Origin of the sequence: Thioclava marina, from assembly GCF_002020135.1 — a bacterium.
GTDB classification, from domain to species: domain Bacteria; phylum Pseudomonadota; class Alphaproteobacteria; order Rhodobacterales; family Rhodobacteraceae; genus Thioclava; species Thioclava marina.
In genome coordinates, this window is the sequence record NZ_MPZS01000001.1 from 1125373 (window position 1) to 1138657 (window position 13285).

Annotated in this window: 15 protein-coding genes; 12 read left to right on the forward strand and 3 right to left on the reverse strand. The window is 64.0% G+C overall.

Annotated elements, in window-relative coordinates:
* Positions 1–3 precede the first annotated feature (3 nt).
* The 8 genes from BMG00_RS17705 (at position 4) to BMG00_RS05410 (ending at position 6546) form a co-directional block, all read left to right on the forward strand.
* On the forward strand, positions 4–195 hold the full coding sequence (locus BMG00_RS17705; protein WP_168172703.1) for a hypothetical protein: 192 nt from the start codon (positions 4–6) through the stop codon (positions 193–195).
* The gene (locus tag BMG00_RS05380; protein WP_078525176.1) at positions 192–1148 is read left to right on the forward strand and encodes a calcium/sodium antiporter; all 957 of its coding nucleotides are present in this window, start codon (positions 192–194) and stop codon (positions 1146–1148) included. Before BMG00_RS17705 ends, BMG00_RS05380 begins: the two co-directional genes overlap by 4 nt.
* Positions 1145–1921, forward strand: coding sequence for an SDR family oxidoreductase (locus tag BMG00_RS05385; protein WP_078573594.1), 777 nt, complete (start codon positions 1145–1147; stop codon positions 1919–1921). The genes BMG00_RS05380 and BMG00_RS05385 overlap by 4 nt, the downstream gene beginning before the upstream one ends.
* A 299-nt stretch (positions 1922–2220) precedes the next feature.
* A complete protein-coding gene (gene uvrC, locus BMG00_RS05390) occupies positions 2221–4128 on the forward strand; it encodes an excinuclease ABC subunit UvrC (protein ID WP_078573595.1) in 1908 nt (635 codons plus the stop codon).
* Position 4129: 1 nt separating this feature from the next.
* Positions 4130–5188 carry a lysine-2,3-aminomutase-like protein gene (locus tag BMG00_RS05395; protein WP_078573596.1) on the forward strand — a complete coding sequence of 353 codons (1059 nt, stop codon included), beginning with the start codon at positions 4130–4132 and terminating at the stop codon, positions 5186–5188.
* A 45-nt stretch (positions 5189–5233) separates the two neighbouring features.
* Positions 5234–5863: a CDP-diacylglycerol--glycerol-3-phosphate 3-phosphatidyltransferase gene (gene pgsA, locus BMG00_RS05400; RefSeq protein WP_078525184.1), complete on the forward strand. Its 630-nt coding sequence runs from the start codon at positions 5234–5236 to the stop codon at positions 5861–5863.
* Complete coding sequence (gene moaD, locus BMG00_RS05405) at positions 5856–6104, forward strand: molybdopterin converting factor subunit 1 (protein ID WP_078525186.1); 249 nt, start codon at positions 5856–5858, stop codon at positions 6102–6104. The genes pgsA and moaD overlap by 8 nt, the downstream gene beginning before the upstream one ends.
* A gap of 1 nt (position 6105) precedes the next feature.
* A complete protein-coding gene (locus BMG00_RS05410; protein WP_078525188.1) occupies positions 6106–6546 on the forward strand; it encodes a molybdenum cofactor biosynthesis protein MoaE in 441 nt (146 codons plus the stop codon).
* Here the strand turns inward: BMG00_RS05410 and BMG00_RS05415 are convergent, their stop codons facing one another.
* Positions 6547–7365, reverse strand: a complete 819-nt coding sequence (locus tag BMG00_RS05415) for a sulfotransferase family protein (RefSeq protein ID WP_078573597.1) — start codon at positions 7363–7365, stop codon at positions 6547–6549.
* 149 nt (positions 7366–7514) lie between these two features.
* Here BMG00_RS05415 and BMG00_RS05420 point away from each other — a divergent pair, with 149 nt between their 5' ends.
* Positions 7515–9089: a DUF5928 domain-containing protein gene (locus tag BMG00_RS05420; RefSeq protein WP_078573598.1), complete on the forward strand. Its 1575-nt coding sequence runs from the start codon at positions 7515–7517 to the stop codon at positions 9087–9089.
* Positions 9090–9100: 11 nt separating this feature from the next.
* The gene (locus tag BMG00_RS05425; protein WP_078573599.1) at positions 9101–9481 is read left to right on the forward strand and encodes an HIT domain-containing protein; all 381 of its coding nucleotides are present in this window, start codon (positions 9101–9103) and stop codon (positions 9479–9481) included.
* A gap of 42 nt (positions 9482–9523) precedes the next feature.
* Here BMG00_RS05425 and BMG00_RS05430 read toward each other — a convergent pair whose 3' ends face one another.
* Positions 9524–10510, reverse strand: a complete 987-nt coding sequence (locus BMG00_RS05430) for an adenosine kinase (protein ID WP_078573600.1) — start codon at positions 10508–10510, stop codon at positions 9524–9526.
* Positions 10507–11151, reverse strand: coding sequence for an endonuclease III (gene nth / locus BMG00_RS05435; protein WP_078573601.1), 645 nt, complete (start codon positions 11149–11151; stop codon positions 10507–10509). The genes BMG00_RS05430 and nth overlap by 4 nt, the downstream gene beginning before the upstream one ends.
* 133 nt (positions 11152–11284) lie before the next feature.
* Here nth and BMG00_RS05440 point away from each other — a divergent pair, with 133 nt between their 5' ends.
* Positions 11285–12241, forward strand: coding sequence for a Hint domain-containing protein (locus BMG00_RS05440; RefSeq protein WP_078573602.1), 957 nt, complete (start codon positions 11285–11287; stop codon positions 12239–12241).
* 68 nt (positions 12242–12309) lie between these two features.
* Complete coding sequence (locus BMG00_RS05445) at positions 12310–13209, forward strand: methylated-DNA--[protein]-cysteine S-methyltransferase (protein ID WP_078573603.1); 900 nt, start codon at positions 12310–12312, stop codon at positions 13207–13209.
* Positions 13210–13285: the final 76 nt, after the last annotated feature.

Genomic DNA, 13285 nt, shown 5'->3' on the forward strand with positions numbered 1-13285 from the left:
GCGATGCTGATCAAGGGCATGACCCTCTTTCTCGTCGTCATGGCGGTGCTCGCCATGTTCGGCAAGCTGCGACTGCCCGGGCGCAAGGGACCGGCCCGTGTCAGTGATCGCTGCCCTGATTGCGGCCGGCCGAAGATCGGGCGCGGCCCCTGCCCCTGCAAGACCGACAGGAACAAGACGGGACGCCGCGGATGATCTGGGATTTCGGCGAAATTGCCGCGGGGCTCGTGCTGCTTGTGGTGGCGGGAGATTTGCTGGTCAAAGGGGCGGTGGCGCTGTCGCTGCGCCTGGGTATTCCCGCGCTGATCGTCGGGCTGACGGTCGTGGCCTTCGGCACCTCCGCGCCCGAATTGATGGTCTCGGTGGCCGCCGTGCTCGATCACGCGCCGACGATCGCGCTCGGCAATGTCGTGGGCTCGAACATCGCCAATATCCTGCTGGTGCTGGGCCTGCCCGCGATAATTTCAGCAATCCGCACCGACGAGCATGACACCCGCGAGAGCTTCGTGCTGATGATGGGCGCGACGGTGCTCTTCATCCTCATCTGTTTCATGGGGCCGATCCGCTGGCCGCATGCGCTGCTGCTGCTCGCGGGGCTCGGGGTGATCCTGTTCCGCCAGATCCGTGAGGCGCTGACCCACCGCGCCAATCGCGACCCCGATGAGGAAATCGAAAGCGTCGATCCGAAAATGCCGGGGTGGCGCGTCGCCCTGTTCATCGCGGCGGGGCTCGCGGGCCTGCCGCTGGGTGCTGACTGGCTGGTCGACGGCGCCTCGGATATCGCGCGCACCTTCGGCGTGTCCGATACGGTGATCGGCCTGACGCTGGTGGCGCTCGGCACCTCGCTGCCCGAGCTTGCCACCTCGATCACCGCCGCCACTAAGGGCCGCGCCGATGTGGCTCTTGGCAATGTGGTGGGCTCGAACATCTTCAACCTGCTTTGCATCATCGGCGTCGCAGGCCTCGTCGGCAATATTCCGGTGCCCGAACAGATGCAGCGCTTCGACCTCTGGGTGATGCTGGGCGCCTCGATCCTGCTTGCCCCCTTCATCTTCGGCAATCGCGTGATCGGGCGCTGGATCGGCGTGGGCTTCACCAGCGCCTACCTGATCTACATGGTACTGCTGTTTGTCGGAGGACGGGTATGAAACGAGCTCTCGTGACCGGTGGCGCGAAACGGCTGGGCCGCGCCATGGCGCTCTATCTGGCCGGACGCGGGATCGACGTCGCGATCCATTATCATGGCTCGGACGAGGCAGCGCAGGCGACGGCCGCCGAGGCCCGCGCCAAGGGCGTGCGCGCCGAGATCCTTCAGGCCGACCTGCTCGACGAGGCGCAGATGGCCCCGCTCGTGGACCGCGCCGCACAGGCTCTCGGAGGGCCGCTCGACCTGCTGATCAACAATGCCTCGATCTTCGAATACGACACGATCCACAGCGCGACCCGCGAAAGCTGGGACCGTCACTTCAACTCGAACCTGCGTGCGCCTTTCGTGCTGATCCAGCATTTCGCCGCGCAGGCCCCCAAGGCGGACCGCTCGAACGGCGAGCCGAAGGCGCGGGCGCTGGTGCTCAACATGCTCGACCAGCGGGTGCGCAAGCTGACGCCGGAATTCATGACCTATACGCTCGCGAAGATGGGGCTGTGGACGCTGACCCAGACCGGAGCGCAGGCGCTGGCCCCCGATATCCGGGTGAACGCGATCGGGCCGGGACCGACGCTGCAAGGCGCGCGCCAGTCCGAGAGCCACTTCGCCCGGCAGCGCGCCGCGACCATCCTCGAACGCGGCGCCGACCCCGAGGATATCTGCGCCGCTCTGGGCTATTTCATGGATGCGCCAGCGGTCACGGGGCAGCTTCTGTGCGTCGATGGCGGTCAGCATCACGGCTGGAAAACGCCTGACGTCCTTGGTCCGGAATAGGCCTGGGCAGCCTGCCGTTGCGACAAGTTGTGCACCGCTGAGGGGCGCTTAACAAACCCGTTACAAAAGTGCTAAGAGTTTCAATGGCTTGCTCGAAGATAAAAATTTTTCTTTGGGAAAACAGGGACTTATTCTCGCGCCTAAAAAATGGGCAAAATGGTTGATAGCCTTTATATTAAGGCCCGCCCTCCCTGTCCCACATATTTGCCAACAGAGTTATCCCCAGAATTGGTGGACATGTTTCCTCTTGATCCCATGCGGGTAAGATTGCAGCCAGAACCGAGAATCGAAACCTGCTCATGAACGACCACGATCACAGCGACGAAACTCTCAGCCCGGCCCCGGCGACGCGCCCGCAGCACGGGCTGACGGGTCATGCACTGATCGCGGATTACCTCAAGCGGCTCGACGGCTCACCCGGCGTCTACCGGATGCTGAACGCGAAGGGCGAGGTGCTTTATGTCGGCAAGGCGCGCAACCTGAAGGCGCGGGTGTCGAACTATGCGCGGCCCTCGGGGCACTCGGCGCGGATCGCGCGGATGATCTTCGAGACCGCCTCGATGATGTTCCTGACCACGCGCACCGAGACCGAGGCACTGCTGCTTGAACAGAACCTGATCAAGCAACTCAAACCGCGCTACAACGTGCTCGCGCGCGACGACAAGAGCTTCCCCAATATCCTGATCGCGACCGATCACCCGTTCCCGATGATCAAGAAGCATCGCGGCGCGCGTAAGGAGAAGGGGCATTACTTCGGCCCCTTCGCCAGCGCCAGCGCGGTGAACCGCACGCTCAACCATCTCGAGCGCGTCTTCCTGCTGCGCAACTGCTCGGACGCGATGTTCGACAGCCGCACCCGGCCCTGCCTGCAATACCAGATCAAGCGTTGCTCCGGCCCTTGCGTCGGCAAGATCTCCGAGGCCGATTACGCCGAGCTGGTCGAAGATGCGAAGCGCTTCCTGCAAGGCAAGTCCACCACGATCCAGCGAGAACTGGCCGAGCAGATGCAGACCGCCTCGGACGCGATGGAATTCGAGCGCGCCGCGGCGTTGCGCGATCGGATCAAGGCGCTGACGAATGTGCAGCAAAGCCAGGGGATCAACCCACGCACCGTGCCCGAGGCCGATGTGATCGCACTGCATCTCGAGGGCGGGCAGGCCTGCGTTCAGGTCTTCTTCATCCGTGCGAACCAGAGCTGGGGCAATCACGACTTCTATCCGAAGACGGGCTCCGGTGCCGAGGCACCCGAGATCCTGCAGGCCTTCATCGCGCAGTTCTACACGCATCGCCCGCCGCCGAAGCTGCTGCTGCTGTCGCATCCGGTAGAGGACGAGGACCTGCTGGCCGAGTTCCTGTCCGAGCGCGCCGAGCGCAAGGTGGAGATCGCGGTGCCGCAGCGGGGCGAGAAGGCCGAGCTGGTCGAAAACGCCGCGCGCAACGCCCGCGAGAGCCTTGGCCGCAAAATGTCGGAATCTGCGGCACAGGCGAAGCTGCTGGCGGGCGTGGCCGAGGCCTTCGGGCTGGAGAAGCCGCCCGCCCGGATCGAGGTCTACGACAACTCGCATATCCAGGGTGCCCATGCCGTCGGCGGCATGATCGTCGCGGGCCACGAGGGCTTCATCAAGAGCCAGTATCGCAAGTTCAACATCAAGAACACGGACCTGACCCCGGGCGACGATTTCGGGATGATGAAAGAGGTGCTGACCCGCCGTTTCACGCGCCTGCTTAAGGAAGACCCCGAGCGGCAGACCGACGCCTGGCCGGATCTTCTGCTGATCGACGGCGGCGCGGGGCAGGTCTCGGCGGTGCGCGAGATCATGGACGAAATGGGTGTGAGCGACATCGCGATGGTCGGCGTCGCGAAGGGCGTGGACCGCGACCACGGCAAGGAAGAGTTCCACCGCACCGGCCAGCGCCCAATCGCACTGCCGCGGCAATCACCCGTGCTCTATTACATCCAACGCCTGCGCGACGAGGCGCACCGCTGGGCGATCGGCACCCACCGGGCGAAACGTGCCAAGGCGCAGATGGCGAACCCGCTGGATGAAATCCCCGGCATCGGGGCGGCGCGCAAACGTGCGCTGCTCGCGCATTTCGGCTCGGCCAAGGCGGTGAGCCGCGCGGCTCCGATCGACCTGATGGAGGTCGACGGGATCTCCGAGGCGATGGCCGAGACGATTCACAATTTCTTCAACGAGAAGGGCTGAGATGACCGATCACAGCCGCCAACCCCGCGCGCGGACCCGCGTGTACGATCTGGAACGCGACGGGCTGACCGCGCCCGAGGCACGCGCTGATCTGGAGCGCGTGGCCGAGGAATTCCGCATCCGCGTCACGCCCGAGATGCGCGGCGCGATTGCCGAGCCTGCCGATCCGGTCGCCGCGCAATTCGTCCCCTCGGCAAAGGAACTGACCACCCGCCCCGAAGAACTGGAAGACCCGATCGGCGATGACGCGCATTCCCCGGTGCCGGGGCTGACCCATCGCTACCCAGACCGCGTGATCTTGCACATCACGAAGACCTGCGATGTCTATTGTCGCTTCTGCTTCCGCCGCGAAACCGTGGGCGAGACCGGCCCGCTGCCCGAAGATCAACTGACCGCCGCTCTCGATTATATCGCCGCGACCCCGGCGATCCGCGAGGTGATCCTGACCGGGGGCGATCCGCTGACGCTCTCGACCCGCAGGCTCGCATCGGTGCTGGAACGCCTCTCGACGATCCCGCATCTCGACCAGATCCGACTGCATACCCGCGTCCCGGTGGTCGCACCCGAGCGGATCACCGACACGCTTTGCCATATCCTCCGCGCAGCGCCGACCGCATGGATCGTGCTGCACACCAATCACGCGCAGGAACTCACACCCACTGCCCGTACCGCCATCGCGCGGCTCGTCGATCACGGCATTCCGATGCTCTCGCAAACGGTGCTGCTGCGCGGGATCAACGACAGCGCCGATGCGTTGGAAACCCTACTCCGCGCCCTCACGAAGCTCCGCGTCAAACCCTATTACCTGCACCATTGCGACCTTGCGCGCGGCACCTCGCATTTCCGCACCACCATCACCGAGGGTCGAACGCTGATGGCCGAGTTGCGCCGCCGCTGCTCGGGCACGATGCTGCCGAATTACGTCCTCGACATCCCCGGCGGCCACGGCAAGGTTCCGATCACCGCGGACCATTTCACCCAAGGGGACAGCCCCGGCCATTGGCGCGTCACCGACCGTAACGGCCGGACACATGACTATCGCGACCCCGCGACCCGTTAACGCGCCCTCTTCCGCTTTTTGAACCGCGCCGTTAGGTTGCCTCCCATGAGATGGACGCTTCCCAATATCCTGACCGTGCTCAGGCTCCTGGCTGCCCCCGGTGTGGCGGTCATGTTCCTCTATTTCTCGCGCCCCTGGGCCGATTGGTTCGCGCTGGCGCTGTTCATCGGCGCGGCGATCACGGATTGGTTCGACGGCTATCTGGCGCGGGCCTGGAAACAGGAGAGCAAGTTCGGCGCGATGCTCGACCCGATTGCCGACAAGGCGATGGTGGTGATCGCGCTGGTGGTCCTGACGGGCTATTCGGGGATGAACCCCTGGCTGATCCTGCCCGCCACCGTGATCCTCTTCCGCGAGGTCTTCGTCTCTGGGCTGCGCGAATTTCTGGGCGCGGATGCCGGGCGGCTGCGGGTAACGAAGCTCGCCAAGTGGAAGACCACCGCGCAGATGGTGGCCATCGCCATTCTCTTTCTGGGAACCGGCCTCGCCTATCTCGAGCAAGGACGCGCACCGCGCGCAGGCGAAGGCGATATCCCGACGGGGGCGAGCCTTGCGGATATCGCGACCCATGTGGGCCTCGCGCTGGTCTGGATCGCCGCCATCCTCACCGCGATTACCGGCTGGGATTATTTCCGCAAAGCCCTGCCCTATCTGAAGGAGCCCGGGCATGATTGACGTTCTCTACTTCGCCTGGGTGCGCGAGCGCATCGGTCTGCCACGCGAAACCGTCGAGACGCAGGCCGCGACGGTTGCCGATCTCGTCGAAGAGCTGAAAGCGCGCGAACCGCGTTATGAGGCGGCCTTTGCCGATCTCACGGCATTGCGCGTGGCGCTCGATCAGGATCTGGCCGAGTTCGACGCATCGCTCGAAGGCGTGCGCGAGGTGGCCTTCTTCCCGCCGATGACGGGCGGCTGAGATGAAGATTTCCGTTCAGGCCGAGCCCTTCGATCTGGGCGTCGAGATGGCCGGTTTCGGCATAGGGCGAGAGGATGTGGGCGCCGTTGTCAGCTTCACCGGCATCGTGCGCGACGACACCGGCGCGATGGAGGCGCTCGAGCTCGAGCACTACCCCGGCATGACCGAACGCGCGATCGCGAAGATCGTGGGCGAGGCGATCGAGCGCTGGAAACTGGCCGATGTGATCGTCATTCACCGCCACGGACGGCTCGGCGTGGGCGAGCAGATCATGATGGTCGCCACCGCCGCCCGCCACCGGGTCGCCGCCTTCGAGGCAGCCGAATTCCTGATGGATTACCTGAAATCCCGCGCGCCGTTCTGGAAGAAGGAACACGGTCCCGAGGGCACCGCATGGGTTGCGGCGAAAGACGAGGACGAGGACGCGCTCAAGCGCTGGTGATCAATCGCCCAGCTTGGCGTGAACCTCGTCGAGATCGACCTCTCCGATCGGCATCTTGTTGTCCGGATCGTCGAAGTCGTATTGGAACAGCTGGAAATCCTTCTTGTAGATTTCCCAGATCAGGTGACGCGAGAGGTCGTCGAAATACTCGCTCACCTTATGGGCGCGCTTCGGGCCATGCCCTTCGGATTCGTTGAACCGCGGCACCTTGGCGAGATCAACTTTCACCGGGGTCTCGATATGGTCGAGCACCGACTGCATCCCTTCGTTGAATTTCTCGGTGAAGAAGATGTTGTCGTAGCGCCCGCCATTCACGATGAACGTCGCGATATGGCCCGACATGGCCGACCAGTGGATGTCAGGCTCCATCGGGCGGCGCCAGCGGATCGTGTCGCGCGCGAACAGCAGGAAGCGGCGGAACGAGGCAATCTGGTCGAAATCGAAATTGTCCTCGGGCGAGCCGACCTCGATCCCGTATTTCTGTATCAGCTGCGGCACGAGGTTACCGCGATAGCGTTTGCCGTTGCGCTGGATGCCAGCGATCTTGTCGAAGAAGGACGACAGGATGCGCTGATAGGGATTGCGCACGCAGGTGAAGGCGTAACTCTTGTGCGCGCTGACATTCTCGGAAATCGGCTTCTGGCTTTCCTCCTGCGACCACTTGTGCAGGCCTGTCTTGGAATCGTGGATATCGCCATCGAAGAACCGGCCGTGATCGGAATAGAACATGATCTGGCCGATCGACGAGCAGGCGCATTTGGGCACCACGCGATAGACGACGCTCTCGCTCTCGGTCATCCAGGTTCCGGGAAATCCCATTCGTCTTCCTCCAAGAGCGCCCTGTTCCGGCTCGGGTAGCGCAGTCGTAATAAATATGCCCTAAAGAGCAAAGAAATCCTGTCTTTTCAACGTACATTGACGGTAACAAGACGGATAATCGCCACAAGAGCCGCCACATCGTTTCCCTCATGGCCCGAATCGCCTTCATTCTGCTCACTCACAAGGATCCCGAGGGTATCATCGCCCAGGCCGAGCGGCTGACCGCGACGGGCGATTATGTGGCGATCCATTTCGACGCCCGCGCCAAGCCCGCCCATTACGCGATGCTGCGCGAGGCGCTCGATGGCAACCCGAATGTGACCTTCGCAAAGAAGCGGATCAAATGCGGCTGGGGCGCATGGAGCCTCGTCGCGGCCACACTCGAGGCGGTGAGGGCTGCCGAACAGGACTTTCCCCGCGCGACCCATTTCTACATGCTCTCGGGCGATTGCATGCAGATCAAATCGGCCGAATACGCGCATCGCTTCCTCGACGCCGAGGAGGTCGATTATATCGAGAGCTTCGACTTCCACAGCTCGGGCTGGATCAAGACCGGGATGAAGGAAGACCGGCTGATCTATCGCCACTGGTTCAACGAGCGCACCCAGCCCAAGCGGTTCTATTTCAGCTACGAGATGCAGAAGCGCTTCAATCTCGCGCGCGAGGTGCCCTCGGATCTTCAAATGATGATCGGCTCGCAATGGTGGTGCCTGCGCCGACGCACGATCGAATGGGTTCTCGATTTCATCAAGGACCGCCCCGATGTGATGCGCTTCTTCCGCACCACGTGGATCCCGGACGAGACCTTCTTCCAGACCATCGTGCGCCATCTTGTGCCCGAAAACGAGATCCGCACCCGCACGCTGACCTTCCTGATGTTCACCGATTACGGGATGCCGGCGAATTTCTATAACGACCACTACGACCTTCTGCTGTCCCAGGACTATCTCTTCGCGCGCAAGATCAGCCCAGAGGCGACCGAGTTGAAGGACCGCCTGGGTGCGCTCTGGCACGAAGAGGGCAAGGATTTCGCGATCTCGAACGAGGGGCGCGAGCTGCACCGTTTCCTCACCGCGCGCGGGCGGATCGGGCGCCGCTTTGGCCCGCGCTTCTGGGAGGCGGAGGCGACGCTTGGCCGCGAGCGCACGCTGATCCTCGTGATCTGCAAGAAATGGCACGTCGCCAAACGCTTGTTGGCCGAGCTGCGCAAACGCAGCCATGTCCCCGCGCTCGACTATGTCTTCAACGAAATGGGCCCGCTGCCCGATCTCGGCGGGATCGAGACGAACCAGGAAAAACGCAACCGCCACCGCCGGGCACTGATGCGGATGCTCTTCGACTATCACAAGGCCGACCGGATGGTGCTTTGCGTCGATCCCGCGTCCCTGCCGGTGATCAAGGATTTCGTCTCGGATCGCTGCCAGACCCGCTTGCTCGAAATCGAATGCCACTTTTCGGATGACTATCTCGCGGGCCATGCGCAGCGCGTGGGGCTCGCGGGCGAGAACACGCCGCCCCATGTGCTCGAGAAGGTCCTGCCCACGATCCGCGCCGATCTCGCCCACGAATCCGAACAGATCCGCGATGCCGAGTTCGAGAATTACGCGCTCATGCGCGAAGGCGGAGACCTCGAGGACAACGCCCGCGCCCTGGCCCATGCGCTCGACATCCCCTCGGATATGGCGCAGGAATTGGCCGAACTCGATTACATCTTCCGCGACTGAGGACCCCCGCCATGCCCTATCAATATGACGACCAGAACATCTTCGCGAAAATTCTGCGCGGCGAGATCCCGAACGACACCGTTCTCGAGACCGAGCACACGCTGGCCTTCCGCGACATCGCGCCGAAAGCGCCCGATCATGTGCTGGTGATCCCGAAAGGGCCCTACGTGACCCTCGATCATTTCTGCGCCGAGGCGAGCGATGCCGAGATCGTCGATTTTCACCGCGCCGTGGCCGAGATCTGCAAGATGATCGGCGCAGGGCCGGGACATGGCGGCGAGGGCTTCCGCGCGATCACCAATGCGGGCGAGAATGGCGTGCAGGAAGTGCCGCATTACCACCTGCATATCCTTGCAGGGCGTCCGCTCGGCCCGATGCTGCTGATGCGCTAAGGCGTGCGGCGCGCCCCCATGGCGGGGCGCGCCTGACCGGGCTCAGATGAGCCCCTGACTGGCGAAAAGCGCCTTCACATCCACCTCGGGACGCGCGCCATAGTGGCCGATCACTTCGGCCGCCGCGATACAGCCCATCTTGCCCGCCGTCGCGAGGCTCTGCCCCGTCGCATAGCCATAGAGGAACCCGGCCGCGAACTGATCGCCAGCGCCGGTGGCATCGACCGGCACCACGCGCTTGACCGGGACGCTCACCCGCTCCTCGCCCCGGATCAGCACCACGTCATCGCCCGAGCGCGTGCAGACCACCATCTCGCACTCTGCCGCCGCCTGTTTCAGCGCCGCTTCCAGATCGGTCTGGTAGAGCGATTCCCACTCGTGCTGATTGCCGATCACGTAATCCATCTGGTCACGCACCAGACGGCGGAAATCGGCGCGGTGACGATCGACACAGAACGGGTCCGACAGCGCGATCCCCGCCTTGCCACCGCCCCGGTGACAGCCCTGCGCCGCCTTCAGGAACGCGGCCTTTCCATGATCCTTGTCGAAGAGGTAGCCTTCGAGGAACAGAATCTGTGTGTTCTCGACCACCTCGAGACTGACATCCTCGGTCGAGACCTCCGCCGAAATGCCAAGGTAGGTGTTCATCGACCGCTCGCCATCGGGCGTCACGAAAATCATCGAACGCGAGGTCGGCAACTCGCCATCCTTCACCGGCGGGTTCGGAAAATCCGTGCCCTCGCCATGCAAAGCCGCCTCGTAGAACCGGCCCAGCGTGTCGTCGCGCACGCGCCCGATAAACGCGGTCGTCAGCCCCAGATTGCCCAGACCCGCGATCGTGTTGCCGACCGAGCCGCCCGGCGCCTGCGTGCGTTCCTTCATCGCGCCGTAGAGCGTCTCGCCGCGTTCACGCTCGATCAGCTGCATGATCCCTTTCTCGATCCCCATATGCTCGAGAAAGCTGTCATCGCATTGCGCGATCACGTCCACGACGGCATTGCCGATGCCGACGACCTGATACTGTTTCAAAGGGTTTTCTCCTCAAACTGGCACAGGTCCGCGATCGGACAGGCCTTGCATTTGGGTTTGCGCGCCACGCAGATATAACGGCCGTGCAGGATCAGCCAGTGATGGGCGTGGCGCTGGTATTCGACGGGTACGTTGTCCTCGATGGCGCGCTCGACCGCATCGACATCCTTGCCCGGGCAGATGCCGGTGCGATTGCCGACGCGGAAGATATGCGTATCGACCGCCTGTGCCGGGTGCCCGAACCACATGTTCAGCACGACATTGGCGGTCTTGCGCCCCACGCCCGGAAGCGATTGCAGCGCCGCGCGAGACGACGGCACCTCACCGTTATACTGATCGACGAGGATCTGGCTGAGCTTGATGACGTTCTTCGCCTTCTGGCGGAACAGACCAATCGTCTTGATGTGCTCGGTCACACCTTCAAGGCCCAGCTCCAGCATCTTCTCGGGCGTATCCGCGATCGCGAAAAGCTTGCGCGTGGCCTTGTTCACCCCAGCATCGGTCGCCTGCGCGCTCAGCGCCACGGCCACCACCAGCGTGTAGGCGTTGACATGTTCGAGCTCCCCCTTGGGATGGGGCTCGGAGGCTTCGAACCGCGCGAAGACCTCTTTCATCGTGGCATAATCGAACTGCTTGACCATGAGCTCTTTTGCCCCCCGCACGCCCGGAGGGCAAGAGCGGCCCGCGGTCACGGTGGAATTGGCGAAAATTGAAAGCAATTGGTCGCGGTCCGATTAACCGCCTCTTTGCCCTGCCCGCGCCAAAGTGGCGGCGATGAGAGAAGGGATGGGCGCGATGGAATTCGGTTACCCGCCGGGCAGCCTGCAACATGACTGGGTCCGCAACTGCTGGCGACTGGCGCCGGATTTCGACCATGGCACGGATCTGTGGCGCATCGTCTCCGGACCTCCCGGCAGCACGCAGGTCCGGCTGATCGACCCGGCTGGCCGCGAAATCGCGCAAGGTACGCTTGAGGCGGATCTGCCGGTGATCCTTGACGGGCCCGAACACGCGATCCGCCTCGACCGGATCGAAATCGGGGGGGAGCTGATGCTCTTCATCCCTTCGGAATGGCTTGCACCCGGCCATGGCTATCCCGTCGCGCAGCCCGACTGGTCCTCTGGTCGCGAGGCAAGTCCGCAAGAAATTGCGATGATCCCCACGCTTGGCGCAGGCACCATGGTCGCGACCGAGGCCGGCCCCCAACCGATCGACTGGCTGCGCTCCGGCGACAGGGTGCTGACCCGCGATCACGGCTATCAGCCGCTGCTCTGGCTGGGCCAGCATGTCTTGCCCGTGGGCGCGCCAGAAACCTGCCGCCCCCGCCGTATCGCGACGGGCGCTTTCGGCACGGCCCAACCCGATCAGGATCTGCTGCTGGGCCCCGCGACCGGGCTCTTGCTGGCCAGCGCCCAGCTCGATCTGTGGTTCGGCGCGCCGGAAATGCTCGCCCCCGCCCGCACGCTGACGCCTGCGGCCCCGGCCGATCGCCATGTGCTCTACTCGCTCCTCTTCGACGCGCCCGAGATCATCTCGGCGGGCGGGCTCTGGCTCGGCGCGGTCCATGCCGATCGCGCCTATGCCTCGCTCTTGCCTCCTGAAATCCGCTCCGCGCTTGGTCCGCAACTCGGCGCGTTGCACCGCCAGGCCGCGCGAAGCTGGCTCGCTCCGTGGGAAGTCGAGGCCATCTTGCACCTCAATAACGACAAGCGCACGGGTCTCGCAGCCTAGATGCGCAGCTTTCGGGTCGCGCGAGGGCGTTCTCCGCCCTAGGATCGGGGCAACAGAAAGGCCCGACCATGACCGCACAGGACGACATCTCCGCGCGCTATCACTATCAGGTCATCGCCCGCGCTTTGGCCGAGATCGACGCCGCACAGGCCGCAGGCGAGACGCTCGCGCTCGACGCGCTGGCAGAGCGGCTCTCGATGAGCCCCGCGCATTTCCAGCGGCTCTTCTCGGCCTGGGTAGGTGTCTCACCGAAACGCTACCAGCAATATCTCACGCTCGATTTCATCCGCGAGCTGCTCACCCGTCGCTTGCCGCTCGAAGAGGTTGCCGACCGCGCGGGTCTTTCGGGCACGGGGCGGCTGCATGATCTCGTGCTGCGTTGGGAGGCGATGACGCCGGGCGCCTTCGCGCGCGGTGGCGACGGGGTAACGATCCGCTGGGGCCGCTTCGACAGTCCCTTCGGCCCCACCATAGCGATGGGCACCGAGCAAGGGCTTTGTGGTCTTGCCTTCACCGCCGAAATGGGCGAGCGCGCGGCCTTCGAAGATCTCGCGCGGCGCTGGCCCGAGGCCCGTTTCACCGAAGACCCCGAGCCGCTGCGCCCTTGGGTCGATGCCGCCTTCGCCCGACGCGGCGAGGCGCGGCTGACGCTGATCGGGGCGCCGTTTCAGATCAAGGTCTGGGAGGCGCTGCTCGCCATTCCAACCGGCCACGTCACCACCTATTCCGACATCGCCGAGGCGATCGGCAACCCGAAGGCCGTGCGCGCGGTCGGAACCGCGATTGGCCGAAATCCGATCTCCTTCCTGATCCCCTGCCACCGCGCCTTGCGCAAATCCGGCGGGCTCGGAGGCTACCACTGGGGCCTTGGCGTCAAGCGCGCGATCCTCGGCTGGGAGGCCGCGCGCGCCGATGCGGATCAGCAACCGTTGCCGGAAACCGGTCGCGAAACACTGCCCAAAACGTGATGGGCGGAATTTCGCGCGATCTGAAATCGCCATGGAACAAGCTTGAATTTTAAGCGTATGCTTTGCGCAAGCCTCT

Bases quoted from the DNA above. Each gene is read 5' to 3' on its own strand.
- BMG00_RS05445 (WP_078573603.1), top strand. From the start codon at position 12,310: ATGACCGCACAGGACGACATCTCCGCGCGCTATCACTATCAGGTCATC.
- nth (WP_078573601.1), bottom strand. From the start codon at position 11,151: ATGGTCAAGCAGTTCGATTATGCCACGATGAAAGAGGTCTTCGCGCGG.
- BMG00_RS05380 (WP_078525176.1), top strand. From the start codon at position 192: ATGATCTGGGATTTCGGCGAAATTGCCGCGGGGCTCGTGCTGCTTGTG.
- pgsA (WP_078525184.1), top strand. From the start codon at position 5,234: ATGAGATGGACGCTTCCCAATATCCTGACCGTGCTCAGGCTCCTGGCT.
- BMG00_RS05415 (WP_078573597.1), bottom strand. From the start codon at position 7,365: ATGGGATTTCCCGGAACCTGGATGACCGAGAGCGAGAGCGTCGTCTAT.
- uvrC (WP_078573595.1), top strand. From the start codon at position 2,221: ATGAACGACCACGATCACAGCGACGAAACTCTCAGCCCGGCCCCGGCG.
- BMG00_RS05420 (WP_078573598.1), top strand. From the start codon at position 7,515: ATGGCCCGAATCGCCTTCATTCTGCTCACTCACAAGGATCCCGAGGGT.
- BMG00_RS05385 (WP_078573594.1), top strand. From the start codon at position 1,145: ATGAAACGAGCTCTCGTGACCGGTGGCGCGAAACGGCTGGGCCGCGCC.
- BMG00_RS17705 (WP_168172703.1), top strand. From the start codon at position 4: ATGCTGATCAAGGGCATGACCCTCTTTCTCGTCGTCATGGCGGTGCTC.
- BMG00_RS05395 (WP_078573596.1), top strand. From the start codon at position 4,130: ATGACCGATCACAGCCGCCAACCCCGCGCGCGGACCCGCGTGTACGAT.
- moaD (WP_078525186.1), top strand. From the start codon at position 5,856: ATGATTGACGTTCTCTACTTCGCCTGGGTGCGCGAGCGCATCGGTCTG.
- BMG00_RS05425 (WP_078573599.1), top strand. From the start codon at position 9,101: ATGCCCTATCAATATGACGACCAGAACATCTTCGCGAAAATTCTGCGC.
- BMG00_RS05440 (WP_078573602.1), top strand. From the start codon at position 11,285: ATGAGAGAAGGGATGGGCGCGATGGAATTCGGTTACCCGCCGGGCAGC.
- BMG00_RS05410 (WP_078525188.1), top strand. From the start codon at position 6,106: ATGAAGATTTCCGTTCAGGCCGAGCCCTTCGATCTGGGCGTCGAGATG.